The 21,739-nt window shown below is 54.3% G+C and carries 19 protein-coding genes and 1 pseudogene; 15 read left to right on the forward strand and 5 right to left on the reverse strand.

Annotated features, from left to right (window positions below; all coding sequences use genetic code 11):
- Positions 1-391: 391 nt before the first annotated feature.
- From rpoE to acpS, 12 genes are all read left to right on the forward strand, one after another.
- Positions 392-967, forward strand: a complete 576-nt coding sequence (gene rpoE, locus FND52_RS19280; RefSeq protein WP_002438107.1) for an RNA polymerase sigma factor RpoE — start codon at positions 392-394, stop codon at positions 965-967.
- Positions 968-998: 31 nt separating this feature from the next.
- Positions 999-1,646 (forward strand): anti-sigma-E factor RseA, encoded by a 648-nt coding sequence (gene rseA / locus FND52_RS19285; RefSeq protein ID WP_144132701.1) that lies wholly within the window; start codon positions 999-1,001, stop codon positions 1,644-1,646.
- Entirely contained in the window at positions 1,646-2,602 is a 957-nt protein-coding gene (gene rseB, locus FND52_RS19290) for a sigma-E factor regulatory protein RseB (RefSeq protein WP_125293967.1), read from the forward strand. The genes rseA and rseB overlap by 1 nt, the downstream gene beginning before the upstream one ends.
- A complete protein-coding gene (gene rseC, locus FND52_RS19295) occupies positions 2,599-3,078 on the forward strand; it encodes a SoxR-reducing system protein RseC (protein ID WP_144132703.1) in 480 nt (159 codons plus the stop codon). Before rseB ends, rseC begins: the two co-directional genes overlap by 4 nt.
- A 635-nt stretch (positions 3,079-3,713) precedes the next feature.
- Positions 3,714-5,249: a methyl-accepting chemotaxis protein gene (locus FND52_RS19300; protein WP_144132705.1), complete on the forward strand. Its 1,536-nt coding sequence runs from the start codon at positions 3,714-3,716 to the stop codon at positions 5,247-5,249.
- A gap of 228 nt (positions 5,250-5,477) precedes the next feature.
- Complete coding sequence (gene lepA, locus FND52_RS19305) at positions 5,478-7,277, forward strand: translation elongation factor 4 (protein ID WP_125293964.1); 1,800 nt, start codon at positions 5,478-5,480, stop codon at positions 7,275-7,277.
- A gap of 14 nt (positions 7,278-7,291) precedes the next feature.
- Positions 7,292-8,266: a signal peptidase I gene (gene lepB / locus FND52_RS19310; RefSeq protein WP_125293963.1), complete on the forward strand. Its 975-nt coding sequence runs from the start codon at positions 7,292-7,294 to the stop codon at positions 8,264-8,266.
- Between the two features lie 288 nt (positions 8,267-8,554).
- On the forward strand, positions 8,555-9,235 hold the full coding sequence (gene rnc / locus FND52_RS19315) for a ribonuclease III (RefSeq protein ID WP_125293962.1): 681 nt from the start codon (positions 8,555-8,557) through the stop codon (positions 9,233-9,235).
- Positions 9,232-10,137, forward strand: a complete 906-nt coding sequence (gene era / locus FND52_RS19320) for a GTPase Era (protein WP_125293961.1) — start codon at positions 9,232-9,234, stop codon at positions 10,135-10,137. The genes rnc and era overlap by 4 nt, the downstream gene beginning before the upstream one ends.
- 11 nt (positions 10,138-10,148) lie before the next feature.
- Entirely contained in the window at positions 10,149-10,886 is a 738-nt protein-coding gene (gene recO / locus FND52_RS19325; protein WP_125293960.1) for a DNA repair protein RecO, read from the forward strand.
- 73 nt (positions 10,887-10,959) lie between these two features.
- The gene (pdxJ, locus tag FND52_RS19330; RefSeq protein WP_144132707.1) at positions 10,960-11,691 is read left to right on the forward strand and encodes a pyridoxine 5'-phosphate synthase; all 732 of its coding nucleotides are present in this window, start codon (positions 10,960-10,962) and stop codon (positions 11,689-11,691) included.
- Positions 11,691-12,071, forward strand: coding sequence for a holo-ACP synthase (gene acpS / locus FND52_RS19335; RefSeq protein WP_125293958.1), 381 nt, complete (start codon positions 11,691-11,693; stop codon positions 12,069-12,071). The genes pdxJ and acpS overlap by 1 nt, the downstream gene beginning before the upstream one ends.
- Here acpS and FND52_RS19340 read toward each other — a convergent pair.
- From FND52_RS19340 to FND52_RS19350, 3 genes are all read right to left on the reverse strand, one after another.
- On the reverse strand, positions 12,068-12,328 hold the full coding sequence (locus FND52_RS19340) for a YfhL family 4Fe-4S dicluster ferredoxin (protein ID WP_125293957.1): 261 nt from the start codon (positions 12,326-12,328) through the stop codon (positions 12,068-12,070). The genes acpS and FND52_RS19340 overlap by 4 nt on opposite strands.
- Positions 12,329-12,598: 270 nt before the next feature.
- Positions 12,599-13,048 (reverse strand): hypothetical protein, encoded by a 450-nt coding sequence (locus FND52_RS19345; RefSeq protein WP_144132709.1) that lies wholly within the window; start codon positions 13,046-13,048, stop codon positions 12,599-12,601.
- A gap of 274 nt (positions 13,049-13,322) precedes the next feature.
- Positions 13,323-14,171: a MurR/RpiR family transcriptional regulator gene (locus FND52_RS19350; protein ID WP_125293955.1), complete on the reverse strand. Its 849-nt coding sequence runs from the start codon at positions 14,169-14,171 to the stop codon at positions 13,323-13,325.
- Positions 14,172-14,411: 240 nt separating this feature from the next.
- Here FND52_RS19350 and yfhb point away from each other — a divergent pair, with 240 nt between their 5' ends.
- Positions 14,412-15,047, forward strand: a complete 636-nt coding sequence (gene yfhb / locus FND52_RS19355) for a phosphatidylglycerophosphatase C (protein WP_125293954.1) — start codon at positions 14,412-14,414, stop codon at positions 15,045-15,047.
- Between the two features lie 82 nt (positions 15,048-15,129).
- Positions 15,130-15,630, forward strand: coding sequence for a tRNA adenosine(34) deaminase TadA (gene tadA / locus FND52_RS19360; protein WP_125293953.1), 501 nt, complete (start codon positions 15,130-15,132; stop codon positions 15,628-15,630).
- On the opposite strand, the gene mltF is transcribed toward tadA, so the two are convergent.
- Entirely contained in the window at positions 15,524-17,074 is a 1,551-nt protein-coding gene (gene mltF / locus FND52_RS19365) for a membrane-bound lytic murein transglycosylase MltF (protein WP_144132711.1), read from the reverse strand. The genes tadA and mltF overlap by 107 nt on opposite strands.
- A 152-nt stretch (positions 17,075-17,226) precedes the next feature.
- Positions 17,227-17,319 (reverse strand): annotated as a pseudogene (locus tag FND52_RS21980) (hypothetical protein); the annotation flags it as partial.
- A 22-nt stretch (positions 17,320-17,341) separates the two neighbouring features.
- Here FND52_RS21980 and purL point away from each other — a divergent pair.
- Positions 17,342-21,229 (forward strand): phosphoribosylformylglycinamidine synthase, encoded by a 3,888-nt coding sequence (purL, locus tag FND52_RS19370; RefSeq protein WP_144132713.1) that lies wholly within the window; start codon positions 17,342-17,344, stop codon positions 21,227-21,229.
- Positions 21,230-21,739: the final 510 nt, after the last annotated feature.

Raw genomic sequence — 21,739 nt, forward strand, 5'->3', positions numbered from 1 at the left:
TAGCACTCGAATTTGTCATTTAGCACACTTTTTTTGCATAACGTTGCAATGGCTAAACAAAGTACGCCACCAGGTGAAGCATTAACCGCCCAACAAAATCCAGAAAATTATTTGCGAAGCAGATCGTTAGCCTAAGATTAAAGAGTGAAAAAAAGGTGTGCTTGCGTTACTCTGCTGGCGGATTAGCAAGCTTGAATTATCAGCGCTAGCCTTACAGAAGCGGACCACCAATGAATCAAAATCAACGGTCCTGAAAAAGCTGACACAAAACAAAGGCGTAACGGAACTTTACCGGTCTATGGAAATCCAATCTCCTGCTTGCTCACGATGTGCGGCGTTTAGGTGGTTTTGATTACGCGAGGAAATTAGGTTTGGGGAGATATTACCTCGGATGAGCGAGCAGTTAACGGATCAGGTCCTCGTTGAGCGGGTCCAGAAGGGAGATCAGAAATCGTTTAACTTACTGGTGGTTCGCTACCAGCATAAAGTGGCGAGCCTGGTTTCTCGCTATGTGCCATCGGGGGATGTGCCTGATGTGGTGCAGGAATCCTTTATTAAAGCTTATCGCGCTCTGGATTCCTTTCGCGGCGATAGCGCGTTTTATACCTGGCTGTATCGTATCGCCGTCAATACAGCAAAAAATTACCTGGTTGCTCAGGGGCGTCGTCCGCCGTCCAGCGACGTCGATGCAATTGACGCAGAAAATTTCGAAAGTGCGGGTGCACTGAAAGAAATTTCGAACCCTGAGAACTTAATGTTGTCTGAAGAACTGAAACAGATAGTTTTCCGTACCATAGAGTCACTCCCGGAAGATTTACGCATGGCAATTACGTTGCGGGAGCTGGATGGCCTGAGCTATGAAGAGATAGCCGCTATCATGGATTGCCCGGTCGGTACGGTACGTTCCCGCATTTTCCGTGCGCGGGAAGCTATTGATAATAAAGTTCAACCGCTTATCCGGCGTTGACGATAGCGGGATACTGGAAAAGGTATTAGGCATGCAGAAAGAAAAACTTTCCGCTTTAATGGATGGTGAGTCTCTGGATAGTGAAGTGCTGAGTGCGCTGTCTAACGACAAAGAACTTCAGCAGTCATGGGAGAGCTATCACCTCATTCGTGACACCCTGCGTGGTGATACGGGTGATGTGATTCACTTCGATATCTCTGCCTGCGTCATGGCGGCGATCGAAAACGAGCCTGTACATCGGACTACACCACTCATTCCAGAATCACAACCAGCTCCACAACAGTGGCAGGCTATGCCGTTCTGGAAAAAACTGCGCCCCTGGGCCAGCCAGATTACGCAGATCGGCGTTGCTGCTTGCGTTTCCCTGGCGGTTATCGTCGGCGTTCAGCAATACAACGCGCCGAGCGAAGCGACTGGGCAGCCTGAAACACCGGTGTTCAATACCCTTCCTATGATGGGGCAAGCCAGCCCGGTAAGTTTGGGCGTGCCGTCTGAAGCCACCGGCGGTACTGGCCAGCAGCAAGTTCAGGAGCAGCGTCGTCGTATTAATGCAATGCTTCAGGACTATGAGCTTCAGCGTCGCTTGCACGCGGAGCAGCTTCAGTTTGAACAGGCCCAGACTCAGCAAGCCGCTGTTCAGGTGCCAGGAACACAAACGTTAGGAACGCAACCGCAGTAATGAAGCAACTTTGGTGTGCTATGTCTTTAGTGGCTGGCAGCCTGATATTTTCTGCAAACGCCTCGGCAGATCCGTCGACCGAGGCGTTGTTGCAGCAAATGAATCAGGCCAGTCAGTCGCTTAATTACGAATTGGCTTTTATCAGTATCAATAAGCAGGGCGTTGAATCGCTGCGCTATCGTCACGCGCGCCTTGATAATAAGCCTATGGCTCAACTTCTTCAGATGGATGGCCCGCGCCGCGAAGTGGTCCAGCGCGGTAATGAAGTCAGCTATTTCGAGCCAGGCCTCGAACCCTTCACGCTGAATGGCGATTACATCGTTGATTCCTTGCCTTCTCTGGTCTATACCGACTTTAAACGCCTGGCAGCGTATTACGATTTTATCGCTGTCGGGAGAACCCGTATCGCCGATCGCCTGTGCGATGTGATTCGGGTAGTGGCACGGGACGGAACGCGTTACAGCTATATTGTCTGGCTGGATTCGCAAACCAAACTGCCAATGCGCGTCGATTTGCTGGATCGTGATGGCGAAACCCTGGAGCAGTTCCGGGTGGTTTCATTTACGGTTAACGACACGCCGGGTACTGTGATGCAGAATCTGGCCAAAGCCACCCTCCCGCCGCTGCTTTCTGTTCCCGGGACTGAAAAAGTCAACTTTAACTGGGCACCGACCTGGCTACCGCAGGGATTCAACGAAGTCTCCGGCAGCCGCAGACCGCTTCCTGGTGTGGATGTGCCAATCGAGTCGCGTTTATATACCGATGGCTTATTCAGTTTCTCAGTAAACGTGAATCGCGCGAGTGCCACCAGTTCCAGCCAGATGTTACGTACCGGACGCCGAACGGTAAGCTCCGATGTGCGTAATAACGCGGAAATCACCATCGTGGGTGAATTACCTCCGCAAACGGCTAAACGTATCGCAGACAGCGTCAAATTCAGGGCTTCTCCGCAATGATGAAAGAGTGGGCCACGGTGATTTCGTGGCAAAATGGCGAAGCGGTGGTCAGTTGTGATGTCAAATCTTCCTGTAGCAGCTGCGCATCCCGTGCCGGTTGCGGCAGCCGCATCCTGAATAAACTTGGCCCGCAGACCAGCCATTCGATCACTGTCCCCTGCGATCACCCTCTGGTTGCAGGGCAAAAAGTTGAACTTGGCATCGCCGAGGGGAGCCTCCTGGGCTCCGCGCTGGTCGTCTATATGTCTCCGTTGGTGGGCCTGTTTATTGTCGCGGGTCTGTTCCAGATGTTATTTCATACCGATCTGGCCGCGATGGCGGGCGCTATTTTAGGCGGCGTGGGCGGGTTCCTGCTGGCGAAAGGGCTGGCTCCGGCATTAAGTCGCCGTGAAAGCTGGCAGCCTGTTATTTTAAGCGTTGGATTACCCCCCGACGCGCTACGAATTGACACATCATCCTCAACCGACAATGTCTGACAGACATTGTCCGGTTCCAGTTTAATTTAACTCCTCCTGTTTCTGCTGCCCAAAACTAAATTTAGCTAACCGCCACAATGAGCCGGCTTTAATAATGGGGTTGTTGGGTAAAATAACTGCACGCTATAAAGCGATATCTTTGATTATATTGACATGATCTTTTTACATCATCATTGAGACTCCATATCAGATAATGATTTAGCGTGCTTAAGCGAGGCAGTGCATCGGTGATCGCGCAATTCGCAAAAATTAATTTCTACTACCAAAACAAGTAGGTGCCAATAATGAATCAGAAACTTTAATACCGTCATATTAATGACATATAACGCTTTTTGATTAATGAACGGCAGGAGGCCAGGCGTGTAATAAAAGGCCATTAATTTACCTTAGGAAGGTATTTGGCAAAAGCGAATGTCAGATATTATTATCAGAATGTAAATTTAAAAGATTTATTTAGTTAACGGGTACTATTTTTTAATTATCCCTATTTACAGTTTAATAAATTACGTTGAGAATTCGCGAAACCGCTCGGACGCACACGTTTTATTAAAACTAATAATAATCTATTCAAAAAACTTATCGCACCCAGCCAGGGGATATATGAGTGAATTTCTATTGTTAAATGAGGACGGGCTATGAGAATAAACAATCCTGTTACTCAACATGAATATCTGCTTCCCGATGATGCGACATTAATGTCCACCACCGATACCCAGAGTTACATCACTTACGCCAACTCCGCTTTTATCGACTCCAGCGGCTTTAGCGAGGCGGACCTGATGGGGCAGCCCCACAACCACATTCGCCACCCTGATATGCCGCCGGAAGCCTTTGCTGACCTGTGGTTTACTCTTAAACAGGGCGAGAGCTGGACCGGGCTGGTAAAAAACCGACGTAAAAATGGCGATCACTATTGGGTGCGCGCCAACGTGACGCCGGTTTACCGCCATGACGCGCTTACCGGTTATATCTCGGTGCGTAATGTCCCGACGCGTGAAGAGGTGCAGGCCGCCGAGCAGTTATACCAGGCCGTTAATGAGAAGCGTGCCGGGAGTCTGCGCTTTTTTAAAGGTCTGGTAGTACGCAGTAAATGGCTTAGTCCGCTGTCGCTATTCCAGAAAATATCCGTTGCCTGGCGGCTGGCACTGCCGCTACTGGCTTTCACGCTGGTGACGCTGTTACTGCCGTTGGTAGGGCTGCACGCCGGGTTACAGGCGCTGATTACCGTAGCCGCCGCTTTGGCAGCGGGCGGATTTATGCACGCCCAGGTGGCGCGCCCGCTGAAAATTATCGTCAGCCAGATGCAAAAAATCGTGTCGGGCCGCAAAGCCGAACACCAGCATTTCAACCGGGTGGATGAAATCGGCAAAATGATGCGCCTGGTTAACCAGGCCGGCCTGAACCTGCACTCTCTGGTAAACGACGTCAGCGTACAGGCCAGCGGGATCAGCGAAATCAGCCAGCAACTGGAAGTTAACAGCACCGCGCTGAATGAACGCACTGACGAAACGTCCGCTCAGCTCCAGCAAACCGCGGCGGCAATTGAAGAAATCACCAGCGCAGTGCAGCAGACGGCGGCGACGTCGGAAATGACGATTGCGATGGCGGAAAAAACCAGCGTTGTCGCCCAGCAAGGCGCGTCGGTGATGGAAGAGACCATCGACGTGATGAAGTCGATATCGAAAATCAGCGACCAGATTGTCGATATTATCGGCGTGATTGACAGTATTGCTTTCCAGACCAATATTCTGGCCCTTAATGCCGCCGTTGAAGCAGCGCGCGCAGGCACCTCGGGGAAAGGGTTTGCGGTAGTGGCTGCGGAAGTCCGTAATCTGGCGCAGCATTCCGCTTCCTCGGCGAAAGAGATCAAAACGCTGATTGAACGTAACGTACAAAGCGTGCGTTCCGGCGTGGAAATGGTCGAGCTGGCTGAAAAACACATCAGCGAAATGGCGGGGGAAATCCGTCAGATGTCGCAGCTGATTAAAGAAGTGGGCCACGCCACCGGCGAACAGACCATGGCGCTGGGGCTGATTAATGAATCGGTCTCGCAAATTGAAACCATGTCAAAAAATAACGCTGAAATGGTGCACCATTCTGCGCAAATCGCCAGCGATCTCAACCGGCGCGGCAATCGGCTGACCAGCGCTATCAACGTTTTTGGTGGGTAAGGCCCCTTTGACCCCGCGGCTAACGGACTGGCCGCGCGCTGGCTTAAGGTTACATTTTTCCTGCCATAATCCGCTTACGCCTTCACGGCAAATCATCCTATGCTGACGATTTGGCCGCTACAGTGTAATATGCACGCCAATGTACGGATTGGCCGCTGCCACAACGTGTTAGCCGTTATATCCATAAACTGACAATCGCTCTGCGTTAGGGTTAAAAAATCCTCATTTATGAAGAACATAAGAAACTTCTCTATCATTGCTCACATCGACCACGGTAAGTCGACGCTTTCTGACCGCATCATTCAGATTTGCGGTGGCCTTTCTGATCGTGAAATGGAAGCCCAGGTGCTCGATTCCATGGACCTGGAACGTGAGCGCGGGATCACCATCAAAGCGCAAAGCGTTACCCTCGATTTTAAATCTTCTGATGGCGAAACCTATCAGCTGAACTTTATCGACACGCCGGGCCACGTTGACTTCTCCTATGAAGTTTCTCGCTCTCTGGCCGCGTGTGAAGGCGCGCTGCTGGTGGTGGATGCCGGGCAGGGCGTAGAGGCCCAGACTCTGGCGAACTGCTATACCGCCATGGAAATGGATCTGGAAGTGGTGCCGGTTCTCAACAAAATTGACCTGCCTGCCGCTGACCCGGAACGCGTTGCCGAAGAGATTGAAGACATTGTCGGCATCGATGCGACCGACGCGGTACGCTGCTCGGCGAAAACCGGGGTGGGCGTTCAGGACGTGCTTGAGCGTCTGGTACGCGAAATCCCTGCACCGCAGGGCGATCCGGATGCCCCGCTGCAGGCGCTGATCATCGACTCCTGGTTTGACAACTACCTGGGCGTGGTATCACTGGTGCGTATTAAAAATGGTACCATGCGCAAAGGTGACAAAATCAAAGTGATGAGCACCGGACAGGTGTATAACGCCGATCGTCTGGGTATCTTCACCCCGAAACAGGTTGACCGTACCGAACTGAAATGCGGGGAAGTAGGTTGGCTGGTTTGCGCGATTAAAGACATCCTCGGCGCGCCGGTAGGCGATACCCTGACCCAGGCGCGTAACCCGGCAGATAAAGCGCTGCCTGGCTTTAAAAAGGTTAAGCCGCAGGTTTACGCCGGTCTGTTCCCGGTCAGCTCCGACGATTATGAAAACTTCCGTGACGCGCTGGGCAAACTGAGCCTGAACGACGCTTCCCTGTTCTACGAGCCGGAAAGCTCAACCGCGCTGGGCTTTGGCTTCCGCTGCGGCTTCCTGGGCCTGCTCCACATGGAGATTATCCAGGAGCGTCTGGAGCGCGAATACGATCTCGATCTGATCACCACTGCGCCAACGGTCGTCTATGAAGTGCAGACCACCAGCAAAGAAGTGATCTATGTCGACAGTCCGTCCAAACTGCCGCCGCTGAACAACATCGACGAACTGCGTGAGCCGATCGCCGAATGTCATATGCTGCTGCCGCAGGAGTATCTGGGCAACGTGATTACGCTGTGCGTTGAGAAACGCGGCGTGCAGACCAACATGGTTTATCACGGTAACCAGGTGGCGCTGACCTATGAAATTCCAATGGCCGAAGTGGTGCTGGATTTCTTTGACCGTCTGAAATCAACCTCGCGCGGCTATGCGTCGCTGGACTACAACTTCAAACGCTTCCAGGCTTCCAACATGGTGCGTGTAGATGTGCTGATTAACGGCGAGCGCGTCGACGCGCTGGCGCTGATCACCCACAACGACAATGCGCCGTACCGCGGTCGTGAACTGGTTGAGAAGATGAAGGAACTGATCCCGCGTCAGCAGTTTGATATCGCGATTCAGGCCGCGATCGGCAACCATATTATCGCCCGTTCTACCGTGAAACAGCTGCGTAAAAACGTACTGGCGAAATGCTACGGCGGTGACGTGAGCCGTAAGAAAAAGCTGCTGCAAAAACAAAAAGAAGGTAAGAAGCGCATGAAGCAGGTCGGCAACGTCGAACTGCCGCAGGAAGCGTTCCTCGCCATTCTGCATGTCGGTAAAGACGGCAAATAATCTAAGGAGTTGGCATGGCGAACATGTTTGCCCTGATCCTGGTTATCGCGACAGGCGTGACGGGTATCTTGTGGTGTCTGGATAAATTTATCTTTGCCCCGAAGCGTCGCGAGCGTCAGGCTGCGGCGCAGGCGGCAACCGGTGATGCGCTGGACAGCAAAACCCTGAAGAAAGTCGGCCCGAAACCGGGCTGGCTGGAAACAGGCGCATCGGTCTTCCCGGTGCTGGCGATTGTGCTGGTGGTCCGTTCATTCATCTATGAACCTTTCCAGATCCCCTCCGGTTCGATGATGCCGACGTTGCTGATTGGCGATTTTATTCTGGTGGAGAAATACGCTTACGGCCTGAAGGATCCGATCTATCAAAAAACATTGATTGAGACCGGGCATCCGAAGCGCGGCGACATCGCGGTGTTTAAGTATCCGGAAGATCCGCGTCTGGACTACATTAAGCGGGTCGTTGGCTTGCCGGGCGACCGCGTAAGCTACGATCCCGTTGCCAAAGAAGTCACTATTCAGCCGAACTGCAGTTCCGGCCAGGCCTGCGGTAACGCATTGCCGGTGACCTATTCCGCCGTTGAGCCGAGCGATTTTGTCCAGACGTTCTCTCGCCGTACCGGTGGCGAAGCCTCCAGCGGTTTCTTTGAGGTACCGAAGAACGAAACCAAAGATAACGGCATTCGCCTTACCGAGCGCAAAGAGAGCATTGGCGACGTGACCCATCGCATTCTGACGGTGCCGATTGCCCAGGACCAGTTGGGAATGTATTACCAACAGGCTGGCCAACCGCTGGCGACCTGGATCGTACCGCCGGGGCACTATTTCATGATGGGCGATAACCGCGATAACAGCGCCGACAGCCGTTACTGGGGTTTTGTGCCGGAAGCCAATCTGGTTGGCAGAGCCACCGCCATCTGGATGAGCTTTGAAAAACAGGAAGGCGAATGGCCGACCGGCGTCCGTCTGAACCGCATCGGCGGCATCCACTAAATTGTATTTATGGCCGGTTAGCGCTTCGTTAATCGGCCTTTTTACCCTTTCCGGTAATGACAAATATTCATTCCAGCCATAAATAACCCTGTAATCCACCTTCCCTTAAATTATTTAAGTGATAAATCCGCAATCACTAACGACATCCCCTGGCGTTGCGTATAGAATATTCCCCCGAAGATTTCAGGTTAGCCTTTGTAGAAAGGGCTACGGCACACGAAACAGCTTTGGTTTTTTCAGCTCTGTTCCGTGTGCTGCATAGTTGACGCATTTATTAATTGGTATCGCATGAATCCCATCGTAATTAACAGGCTGCAGCGTAAGCTGGGCTACACTTTTCTTCATCAGGAGTTATTGCAGCAGGCGTTAACCCATCGGAGTGCCAGCAGTAAGCACAACGAGCGTCTCGAATTTCTGGGTGACTCCATTTTAAGCTTTGTTATCGCCAACGCGCTTTATCATCGTTTTCCTCGCGTGGACGAGGGCGATATGAGCCGGATGCGCGCCACGCTGGTGCGCGGCAACACCCTGGCGGAAATCGCGCGCGAATTTGAACTGGGCGAGTGCCTGCGTTTAGGGCCGGGAGAGTTGAAGAGCGGCGGTTTTCGTCGTGAATCTATTCTGGCCGATACCGTTGAAGCGCTGATTGGCGGCGTGTTTCTCGACAGCGATATTCAGACGGTTGAGCGACTGATCCTCTCCTGGTATCAGACCCGTCTGGATGAAATCAGCCCGGGCGATAAACAAAAAGATCCAAAAACTCGCTTACAGGAATATTTGCAGGGACGTCATTTACCGCTGCCGTCGTATCTGGTGGTACAGGTGCGCGGTGAAGCACACGATCAGGAATTTACTATCCACTGCCAGGTCAGTGGCCTGAGTGAACCGGTGGTTGGCACAGGTTCCAGCCGTCGCAAGGCGGAGCAGGCCGCCGCCGAACAGGCGCTGAAAAAACTGGAGCTGGAATGAGCGACGAAAAAAGCTATTGCGGATTTATCGCCATCGTTGGGCGTCCCAACGTGGGCAAATCGACCCTGCTGAATAAACTGCTGGGCCAAAAGATTTCTATTACCTCACGCAAGGCGCAAACCACGCGCCACCGCATCGTGGGCATCCATACCGAAGGGGCGCATCAGGCGATTTATGTCGATACCCCTGGCCTGCATATGGAAGAAAAGCGCGCCATCAACCGTTTGATGAACAAAGCGGCCAGCAGCTCCATTGGCGATGTTGAGCTGATTATTTTCGTGGTGGAAGGCACTCGCTGGACGCCGGACGACGAAATGGTCCTCAACAAACTGCGCGACGGGAAAGCGCCGGTGATCCTGGCCGTGAACAAAGTGGATAACGTTCAGGAAAAAGCCGACCTGCTGCCGCACCTGCAGTTCCTGGCCAGCCAGATGAATTTCCTGGATATCGTGCCGATTTCTGCGGAAACCGGGATGAACGTGGATACCATCGCTGGCATCGTGCGTAAGCATTTGCCGGAAGCGGTTCATCACTTCCCGGAAGATTACATCACCGATCGTTCCCAGCGCTTTATGGCGTCGGAAATCATCCGTGAAAAACTGATGCGTTTCCTGGGCGCGGAGCTGCCGTACTCGGTAACGGTGGAAATCGAACGCTTCCAGACCAACGAGCGCGGCGGTTACGACATCAACGGCCTGATTCTGGTCGAGCGCGAAGGGCAGAAGAAGATGGTGATTGGCAACAAAGGGGCCAAAATCAAAACCATCGGTATCGAAGCCCGTAAAGACATGGAAGAGATGTTTGAAGCCAAAGTTCACCTCGAACTGTGGGTGAAAGTGAAATCCGGCTGGGCGGACGACGAGCGCGCGCTGCGTAGTCTCGGCTATGTCGACGATCTCTGAGTAACCGCCTGATGGAAGGCTGGCAACGCGCCTTTGTGCTGCACAGTCGCCCCTGGAGCGAAACCAGCCTGCTGCTTGACGTATTTAGCGAAGAGTCGGGGCGGGTTCGCCTGGTTGCTAAGGGTGCCCGCTCGCGGCGCTCTAACCTCAAAGGCACGCTCCAGCCATTTACCCCCCTGTTAATTCGTTTCGGTGGCCGCGGCGAGGTGAAAACCCTGCGCAGCGCCGAAGCGGTTTCGCTGGCGCTGCCTCTTTCCGGCATTGCGCTGTACAGCGGGCTCTACGTCAACGAGCTGCTGTGCCGCGTGCTGGAGCAGGAAACCCGCTTCTCCGAACTCTTCTTCGATTATCTGCACTGCATCCAGTCGCTGGCGGGCGCAAACGCTTCGCCGGAACCGGCGCTGCGCCGTTTTGAACTGGCGCTGCTCGGGCATCTTGGCTATGGCGTGGATTACCTGCACTGCGCCGGGAGCGGCGAGCCGGTTAGCCCGGAGATGACCTACCGCTATCGTGAAGAGAAAGGTTTTATCGCCAGCCTGGTGGTGGATAATCTCTCTTTCACCGGCCATGAGCTGGAGGCGCTGGCCAGCCGGGAGTTTCCCGATGCCGCCACGCTGCGCGCAGCGAAACGCTTTACCCGCATCGCGTTAAAACCCTATCTCGGCGGTAAACCGCTTAAGAGCCGGGAACTGTTCCGCCAGTTCGTGCCTAAAAAACCGACGTCCTCCTCATCTTCCGACGCGGAATAACCGCTACCCGTAGCCACACTTTCCTTCCCGGGTGTAAACTGCCGCCACTTTGTGCTGATTATCGAGGATTGTCATGGCTGAATTACTGTTAGGCGTCAATATCGACCATATCGCTACGCTGCGTAATGCACGCGGTACGGCTTACCCCGATCCGGTTCAGGCTGCGTTTATCGCCGAGCAAGCCGGCGCGGATGGCATTACGGTTCACCTGCGCGAGGATCGCCGTCATATCACCGATCGCGATGTGCGCGTGCTGCGTCAAACCCTCGATACCCGTATGAATCTGGAAATGGCGGTAACCGAAGAGATGCTGGCGATCGCCTGCGAAACCAAACCGCATTTCTGCTGCCTGGTGCCGGAAAAGCGTCAGGAAGTCACCACCGAAGGCGGGCTGGATGTTGCCGGTCAGCGCGAAAAAATGCGTGACGCCTGCAAACGTCTGGCCGACGCAAATATTCTGGTGTCGCTGTTTATCGATGCGGATATCGAGCAAATCGATGCGGCAGTGGATGTCGGCGCGCCTTATATCGAAATTCATACCGGCTGCTACGCCGATGCTAAAGACGACGCTACCCAGGCAAAAGAACTGGCGCGCATCGCTAAAGCGGCGACCTATGCGGCCAGCAAGGGCCTGAAGGTCAATGCCGGGCATGGCCTGACCTATCACAACGTCCAGCCGATTGCCGCGCTGCCGGAAATGCATGAGCTGAATATCGGCCATGCGATCATTGGCCGCGCGGTAATGAGCGGCCTGAAAGAAGCGGTGTCAGAAATGAAACGTCTGATGCTGGAAGCCCGTCGCTAATGGCGATTTTAGGGCTTGGCACCGATATCGTGGAAATCGCCCGCATTGAGGCGGTGATTTCCCGCTCGGGCGATCGGCTCGCGAAGCGCGTGCTAAGCGCTAACGAATGGGCGCAGTATCAGGCGCATCAACAGCCGGTGCGCTTTTTAGCCAAACGCTATGCGGTAAAAGAAGCCGCGGCTAAAGCATTTGGTACCGGCATTCGTAATGGCCTGGCGTTTAATCAGTTTGAAGTGTTTAACGATGAACTGGGTAAACCAGGGCTGCGCCTGTGGGATGAAGCGTTACAGCTGGCGCAGCGTATGGGCGTCGCAGCGGTGCACGTCACCCTGTCTGATGAGCGCCATTACGCCTGCGCGACGGTGATTATCGAAAGTTAAATTTTATCGGCGTGGTGAAGAACAACAAATTTATCCCACAGTTGTTCTTCACTCTCCGGGTGGGCCGGATCTTTCAAAATCGTATTGGGGATCGGGCAGACTTTCTGGCAGGTTGGGGTGTCATAATGCCCCACGCATTCGGTACACCGGTCGGTGTTGATCTGATAAATACTCTCACCCATTGAGATCGCTTCGTTCGGGCATTCCGGCTCGCACATGTCGCAGTTAATGCATTTTTTGGTGATTAAAAGAGCCATTTATTTCTTTACCGCTATATCTGATTCAGGCACGTATAACGCGCTGCAAGCCTCATCAACGAGACGCTAAATTATCAGATTGATTTACAAAGAGAATACATCATTGCAACAATGCCATATTGCTGCGTCAATGATGATGCTGAATGGCGGCACTTTAGCACATTCGCGAGGTTCGCCCAATACGAAGCGCCTGATTTCGGTCCGTAAAGTCAAACGAGGCGGTGAGAATCTCAGGTCATAATGCGCCAGGGTAATGGCGCATATTGTTACTTATTTAGCTTCGCCATACAGGATATTTGCCGCTTCATGCGGCCACTTTTGCAGAAGGCCGCAGTCATAGACTTCCGGGCCGAGTGCAAGAGTATAGTTGGCTTCCTTTTTGTCATTCATCGCACTACCCCAGACAATTTCAATTTCTGGTTTTTCTTCTTCGATGAAATTCTTTGAAAGATTATCGAAATGCACCGGGATAAACTTAGTATATTTCAAGTCAACGCTAACAGGTTCCTGCGATCTAAATAGATCTCTGCTCTGCGTTTTATTATTCACAAGCCCAATGAGTAAGAAATTGTCACTGAGTTTTCTTATTTGCACGTCAATGCTTTTTCCGCAAACCTGGTGGCTCTCTGCTTTGCCATCGCCCAATACCGGGATTTCAGCAGCATATGAAATACCGGTGGTGAATAATAAATACAAGAATAACAATGGATTATGCTTCATTTTCGCGTCCCTTATGAGTGGCCCAATGAGGGTCTCCTTTATTAAAATAGCCCGTAAGGCGTGGGGATTATATTATCCTGGGGGCTGCTGACAAGCATGTTGATGGATTGTTGTGCGTCAGGTAAAAGTTAACATCCAGTATCGGCGTTATTCTACTGACTGTTTCTGTTTTTAAAACATAAAAACTATTTATCATTTTTTAAATTATTATTTACTGCCACAGCTTAATTATCTGTGCATGCCTGCGCGGCAGTAGGCCGCGCAACCTGATTATTTACACCAGTTTCTTCACCAGCGCTTCACTGTGCCGAATACGCTCTGGCGCTTTTTCAAGGTCCTGCTGTACCAGAGCCATAAATAATAAATCGGTAAGCATCATTTGCGCGCTGGTCGAAGAGATAGCGGCACTGCGCGTCGCCTGTTCTTCTGCGATGGTATAAAGACAACGCGTCGCGCGCTGCTGTAAAGCGTTAGGGGTAAAACCCGTAATGGCGATGATTTTTGCTCCGGCGCGTAACGCTTCATCTGCCGCCAGATTTATTTCCCGCCGTTCCCCTGAGTAAGAAATCGCCAGCATAACGTCTTTTTCATCTAACGCCTGGACTGCCGCTAACAGGGCATGCATGTCCTGTTCCGCCACCACATTCAGGCCGATTTTCATCAGCTTCCAGGAAAAGTTTTTCGCTACCAGCCCGGATGCGCCGATCCCGGTTAAGACAATGCGCCTGGCATTGCGCAGTAGTTGTACGCACTCCGCCAGTTTGTCTTCGCTGTTAATATCCAGCGAGGCATGCATCGCCGCGATATTATCTTTGATCAGCTTTTCGCCAACCAGCAGCAGCGGGTCATCGCCCAGAATTTCATTATGCACCGGGATGGAGTGAGGGTTGGGATTGCCAGCCAGCGCATCGCTAATTGCCAGTTTCAGTGCAGGGTAGCCTTTATATCCCAGTTTCTGGGCGAATTTCACTACGCTTGACTGGCTGACGCCCGACGCTTCCGCCAGCTGTTGAGAGCTTAAGTGCCTGGCTCTGTCGGGATGAGTCAGGATGAATTCGGCCAGACGGCGATCGCTTTGCGCAAGGTTAGGATAACGCTGACGAATACGAATCAAACAGTTCATGAAAGACTCCGCAGGCTCGCGCCGCTCAGAAGAAGAGAAGGTCATTCACTCGCCTTAACGAATTATATATTCCATTATTACTTATTATTATGAATTAAATATTCTGAGGCGCAACCTGGATTATGGCTACGCCAGGCAAGCGGCGCAGCAGGTAACCGGAAAAATCAGGCGCTATCTGTTAGGCTAATAAGATGCAGTTACGTGACAGGCCCAGGAGCTAACAGTCCAGAGGAGCGAGGTTTGGCAAATAATGAACGTCGGGTAGTGTTTTTCGATCTGGACGGCACCCTGCATCAGCAGGATATGTTTGGCACATTTTTACGCTTTTTATTACGCCGCCAGCCGTTAAATTTGCTGATTGTCATCCCCTTATTGCCGGTCATTCTGATTGCGCTGGCAATCAAAGGGCGTGCGGCGCGCTGGCCCATGAGTTTGCTGCTGTGGGGATGTACCTTTGGGCACAGCGAAGCGCGCCTGAAGCAGCTTGAGCAGGAGTTCGTTGCCTGGTTCCGCGGCCAGGTGATCACCTTCCCGGTAGTACATGAACGCCTTACCGCCTATCTGGAAAGCTCGGACGCCGACGTCTGGTTGATTACCGGCTCGCCGCTGCCGCTGGTGGAGCAGGTTTATTTTGATACCCCCTGGCTGCCGAAAGTGAAAATCATCGCGAGCATGATCGACCGTCGCCACGGCGGTTGGGTGCTGACGCTGCGCTGCCTGGGCCATGAAAAAGTGGCGCAGCTTGAGCAGCAAATCGGTACGCCTCTGCGCCTGTACAGCGGTTACAGCGATTCGCGCCAGGATAACCCGCTGCTCTATTTCTGCCAGCACCGCTGGCGCGTGACCCCGCGCGGCGAGCTCCAGCAACTGGAATAATGCGCATCGGATTGCGTCTTGCGCATGCACGCCAACGGATTTTCGGTATAATGCGCCCGCTTTTTTTCGCCTGGAGTGCAGCGTGTCAGAGACTGAATTTTCCCATGAATACTGGATGCGCCATGCATTAACCCTGGCGCAGCGGGCCTGGGATGAAGGGGAAGTGCCGGTCGGCGCGGTACTGGTGCAGGATAATCGCGTCATCGGCGAAGGGTGGAACCGCCCCATTGGCCGCCACGATCCCACCGCCCATGCGGAAATCATGGCGTTGCGCCAGGGCGGCATGGTGTTGCAAAACTATCGTCTGTTAAATACCACGCTATATGTGACCCTTGAACCCTGCATCATGTGCGCCGGGGCGATGGTGCACAGCCGTATCGGCACTCTGGTGTTCGGCGCGCGTGACGCTAAAACCGGCGCAGTCGGATCGCTGATGAATATTCCAGCCCATCCGCAAATGAATCACCATATGCAGATTATTGAGGGGGTGCTTGCCCCAACGTGTTCGGCGTTGTTAAGCGAGTTCTTTCGGGTACGACGGCTTGAGAAAAAGGCCCAAAAGGAAGCATTGCGAAAGGATTAGCGGGCATCTCTCCCGGCAGCGCGACGGGGTAAGCCTCCGCGAGCTGGCGCTGCTGTTCGGCCAGCTTCTCTTTCTCCATTAAATATCCCACCAGGCTGATTTGATATTTACGGATGTTTTCCACATACGCGTAGGCTTCGTGACCGCGCGCGTAGCCGTAGGCGGTTTTCGTGTAGTACGGCTTCTGGCTGAGCAGCGGCAACCGCTGCTTCACATCGGCCCAGCTATCCGGATTGCCCTTCTGCTTCGCCGTCAGGGTGCGGGCGTCCAGCATATGGGCATAACCCATATTGTACGCCGCCAGCGCAAACCAGATGCGCTCCTCTTCGGGCACGCTTTCCGGCACTTTACCCATCATATCTTTTAAATAGCGCGCGCCGCCGCTGATACTTTGCTCCGGATCGAGCCGATCGGATAAGCCCAGACTCTGCGCCGTATTGCGGGTGAGCATCATCAGGCCGCGCACCCCGGTGGGCGAGGTGGCCTGCGGGTCCCAGTGGGATTCCTGGTAAGAGATGGCCGCCAGCAGTTTCCAGTCAATGTCCGTGGCGTATTTTTCAAACAGCGGCTGGAGGTCCGGCAGAATGCTGTCTACCGCCCGTAAAAAGCTGCGGGTATCGACATAATCAAAATCATCGCCATGCCCAAGGTATTTTTCTTCCAGCCGCGCCAGAGTGCCGTCTTCGGTGATCCGATCGAAGAAGTCGAGCAGGGCGGCGGACAGCGTGTTATCTCCATCGCGCAGGCTGAACCAGGTGACCGGCTGCTCGTCGGTGATATCCAGCGCCACCGCAATTTGCGGATGCACGCGCTGGAACAAATTAATCGCAACCGAATCGGCGACAGTGTAATCCAGCGTCCCGTCTGCGACTTTCCCCAGCAGGGCGTTACTGTTGCTGTGCTCATCCACGCGCCAGCTTAAATCGGGGTATTTACTCTCTTTGAGCGCCTGGAGATCGTTGGCGGCGACGTGTCCGGGCGCGATAGTAAGCTGCGTATCATTGATATCGGCCAGCGTCTTAGGCCGTGTATTGCCCACCCGGTACACCAGCTGTTGTGATACCGAATAATAAGTCGGGCCGGGCTGATAGTTTTTGCTACGCTCCTGGTTATAAACCAGGCCCGCGGCCAGGATATCGGCATTACCGTTATCCAGATCGTCGAACAGCTTGTTGATGGTGGGACGTACGGTAACTTGCAGCTTCACGCCCAGATAATCGGCAAAGCTTTGGGCGAGTTCATAATCCAGCCCCACCACTTTGTCATTCACCCGGTTATAAATTAGCGGGCTGGACAGGGTACTGACGCGTAATACTCCCCGAGCTTTAATCGCGGCGATACGATTCTCGGCTTTATCAAACCATGGAATGGAGGGCCAAAGCGCCACTGCCAGAAGCAAGGTAACGATGCCGATAAACAGATAATTAATCTTTAATTTTTTCAAATAGTTAATTCTCTGTGCTGGAAAATGTCTCAGCTAAATATCGTCATGAACGTGCGGTTTTTATTGTTGAATGAGCGGCATTTTGCTTAATAAAACCGCACGAGGCAACTTATTCACGCTTTCAATCACATTTATAGGCGCTATCGATTGACGATTTTATTTCTACGCAAACGGTTTCGTCGGCGTGCCGGATTCTTTATAATGACGCCCGTTTTCCCCCTTGCGCCCCTGTGAGCGCCGCTCACGCCCGAAGACGAGAGAGTTTTGATGATGGAAATTCTGCGTGGTTCGCCCGCTTTGTCGGCATTTCGTATTAACAAACTGCTGGCCCGCTTTAACGATGCTCACCTGCCGGTGAGTGACATTTACGCCGAGTATGTTCATTTTGCTGACATCACCGCTCCACTCACTGCTGAAGAACACGCGCAACTCGAACGCCTGTTAAAATATGGCCCGAATCTCAGCAGCCATGCGCCGTCAGGCCGCCTGATTGTGGTCACGCCGCGTCCCGGCACCATCTCCCCCTGGTCTTCCAAGGCCACCGACATTGCCCACAACTGCGGCCTGGCAAGCGTTAAGCGCCTTGAGCGCGGTGTGGCGTACTATGTCGAAGCCAGCACCCTGACCGAGGCCCAGTGGCAGCAGGTTGCCGCCGGGTTGCATGACCGTATGATGGAAACCGTGTTTACCTCGCTGGACCAGGCGGAGCAGCTGTTTGCCCATCATCAGCCTGCGCCGGTGCAGAGCGTCGATCTGCAAGGGCAGGGACGCGCCGCGCTGGAACAGGCCAACATTCGTCTCGGCCTGGCGCTGGCCGAAGATGAAATCGACTATTTGCAGGATGCGTTTACTAATCTGGGGCGTAACCCGAACGATATCGAACTGTATATGTTCGCTCAGGCCAACTCCGAACATTGCCGCCATAAAATCTTTAACGCCGACTGGGTGATTGACGGTGAACAGCAGCCGAAGTCGCTGTTCAAAATGATCAAAAATACCTTTGAGAAGACTCCGGACCACGTGCTGTCGGCTTATAAAGACAACGCGGCGGTAATGGAAGGTTCCGAAGTGGGGCGTTTCTTCGCGGACCACCAGGCCGGTAAATATGATTTCCACCAGGAAGCCGCGCATATCCTGATGAAGGTCGAAACCCATAACCACCCGACGGCGATTTCCCCATGGCCGGGGGCAGCCACCGGTTCAGGCGGTGAAATCCGCGATGAAGGCGCGACCGGGCGCGGTGCGAAACCGAAAGCGGGGCTGGTGGGTTTCTCGGTATCCAACCTGCGCATCCCGGGCTTTGAACAGCCGTGGGAAGAGGATTTTGGCAAGCCGGAGCGTATTGTCAGCGCGCTGGATATCATGACCGAAGGCCCGTTAGGCGGCGCGGCGTTCAACAACGAATTTGGCCGTCCGGCGCTGAACGGCTACTTCCGTACCTATGAAGAGCAGGTCAACAGCCACAACGGCGTTGAGCTGCGCGGCTACCACAAGCCGATCATGCTGGCGGGCGGCATTGGCAACATCCGCGCCGATCACGTTAAAAAAGGTGAAATACCGCCGGGCGCGAAGCTGATCGTACTGGGCGGCCCGGCGATGAATATCGGTCTGGGCGGCGGCGCGGCGTCATCGATGGCCTCCGGCCAGTCTGATGCCGATCTGGATTTCGCGTCGGTACAGCGTGACAACCCGGAAATGGAACGCCGCTGCCAGGAAGTGATCGACCGCTGCTGGCAGCTGGGCGACGCTAACCCGATCCTGTTTATTCATGACGTTGGCGCGGGCGGTCTGTCCAACGCCATGCCGGAGCTGGTCAGCGATGGCGGGCGCGGCGGGCGTTTCGAACTGCGCGATATTCTGAACGACGAGCCGGGCATGAGCCCGCTGGAAGTCTGGTGTAACGAATCCCAGGAGCGCTACGTGCTGGCGGTCGCACCAGAGCAGCTGGCGCTATTCGACGAGCTGTGCCGCCGCGAACGCGCGCCGTATGCGGTAATTGGCGAGGCCACCGAACAACAGCACCTGACGCTCAACGACAGCCACTTTGACAATCAGCCTATCGATATGCCGCTGGACGTGCTGCTGGGCAAAACCCCGAAAATGACCCGCAACGTCGAGCGCCTGCAGGCGACGGGCGAGGCGCTGGACTGCGCTGCTATCTCCATTGCCGATGCGGTTAACCGCGTGCTGCATCTGCCGACGGTGGCAGAGAAAACCTTCCTGGTGACCATCGGCGATCGTACCGTGACCGGTATGGTGGCGCGCGACCAGATGGTTGGCCCGTGGCAGATCCCGGTTGCGAACTGCGCGGTGACCACCGCCAGCCTCGACAGCTATTATGGCGAAGCGATGTCCCTCGGCGAACGTGCGCCGGTGGCGCTGCTGGACTTCGCCGCCTCCGGTCGCCTGGCGGTCGGGGAAGCGCTGACCAACATCGCGGCGACCCAGATTGGCGATATCAAACGCATCAAGCTGTCGGCGAACTGGATGGCCGCCGCAGGCCACCCTGGCGAAGACGCCGGCCTGTACGATGCGGTGAAAGCCGTGGGCGAAGAGCTATGTCCGCAGCTGGGCCTGACCATTCCGGTGGGCAAAGACTCGATGTCGATGAAAACCCGCTGGCAGGAAGGCAATGAAACCCGCGAAATGACCTCTCCGCTGTCGCTGGTGATAACCGCCTTTGCCCGCGTAGAGGATGTGCGCCATACGGTGACGCCGCAGCTTTCCACCGACGATAACGCCCTGTTGCTGATCGATCTGGGCGAAGGACATAACGCGCTGGGTGCCACCGCGCTGGCGCAGGTATACCGTCAACTGGGGGATAAACCAGCTGACGTGCGCGACCCGGCGAAGCTGAAAGGCTTCTACGACGCCATCCAGGCGTTGGTAGCGCAGCGTAAACTGCTGGCCTACCACGACCGTTCCGACGGCGGCCTGCTGGTAACGCTGGCGGAAATGGCCTTCACCGGCCACTGCGGCGTTGAGGCGGATATCGCCACGCTGGGCAACGATCGTCTGGCAGCGCTGTTCAACGAAGAGCTGGGTGCGGTGATCCAGGTGGCGGCAGCGGATCGCGCAGCGGTTGAGCAGATCCTGACAACCCACGGTCTGGGCGATTGCGTTCACTATCTGGGTAAAGCGGTAGCCGGGGATCGTTTCACCCTGACCGCCGACGGCCATGCGGTGTTCAGCGAAAGCCGCACCACGCTGCGTATGTGGTGGGCGGAAACCACCTGGCAGATGCAGCGCCTGCGTGATAACCCGACGTGTGCGGATCAGGAACACGACGCCAAAGCTAACGACAGCGATCCGGGTCTCAACGTAAAACTCAGCTTTGATATCGCGGAAGATATCGCCGCGCCGTTTATCGCCACCGGGGCGCGTCCGAAAGTGGCGGTGCTGCGCGAGCAGGGGGTTAACTCCCATGTGGAGATGGCGGCAGCGTTTTATCGCGCAGGCTTTGACGCCATCGACGTGCATATGAGCGACCTGCTGGCGGGCCGCACCGGACTGGGATCCTTCCAGGCGCTGGTGGCCTGTGGCGGTTTCTCCTACGGCGACGTGCTGGGTGCGGGCGAAGGCTGGGCGAAATCGATTCTGTTCAACACCCGCGTGCGCGACGAGTTCGAAACCTTCTTCCATCGCCCGCAAACGCTGGCATTGGGCGTCTGCAACGGTTGTCAGATGATGTCCAACCTGCGCGAAGTGATCCCGGGTAGCGACCTGTGGCCGCGCTTTGTGCGTAACCACTCAGACCGCTTCGAAGCGCGCTTCAGCCTGGTGGAAGTCACCTCCAGCCCGTCGCTGCTTCTGGACGGTATGGCCGGGTCGCGGATGCCGATTGCGGTTTCTCACGGCGAAGGCCGCGTGGAAGTGCGTGACGATGCCCACCTGGCGCAGCTGGAAAGCAAAGGCCTGGTGGCGCTGCGCTATGTGGATAACTTCGGTAAAGTTACTGAAACCTACCCGGCTAACCCGAACGGCTCGCCGAACGGGATCACCGCGGTTACCAGCGAAAGCGGTCGCGTAACGCTGATGATGCCGCATCCTGAGCGCGTCTTCCGTACCGTCAGCAATTCCTGGCATCCGGAAAACTGGGGAGAGGACAGCCCGTGGATGCGTATCTTCCGTAACGCACGCAAGCAGTTAGGTTAACGTTCGGCAGGTTGAACCCGTTCTAACTTCCCGTAACTGAAGCTGTCGCTAAACCGCGACAAAGCGGCAGATGAAGCGTCTCCAAATGGAGACGCTTATTTTTTTGATTTCTATAGTAATTTTATTTGGGGCCAGGGTGTGTTTCCTTTTGACGACAAATCTGATACGAAAGTACCAGTGCGGTTAAAAGTTGTAATCTCCTAAAAACATCTATTTATCAGTATCGTAAAATCTCATCTCGCTTTTTGGCACGATACCTGCATAATATAAGTCAGTGGCTCATTCACCTTCTTATGTCAGCCCCACGTGAGCGCTACATAAACCTCGAATGACGCACAAACAGGTGCCTGCCGTCCAACTATTGATAACAGCATTGCTTTATCTGACCCCGGGCGACACGTTGAGTAAGGCACCGCCTATTTCGTGACAAAGGCAGGGATTTTTCCCTGCCTTTGTTGTTTCTGCGTTTCGGGCTTTCCTGCACCCGCCGCGTCGGCTAGCATCCGGGTA

This window comes from Atlantibacter subterraneus (assembly GCF_007570865.1).
Lineage (GTDB): Bacteria > Pseudomonadota > Gammaproteobacteria > Enterobacterales > Enterobacteriaceae > Atlantibacter > Atlantibacter subterraneus.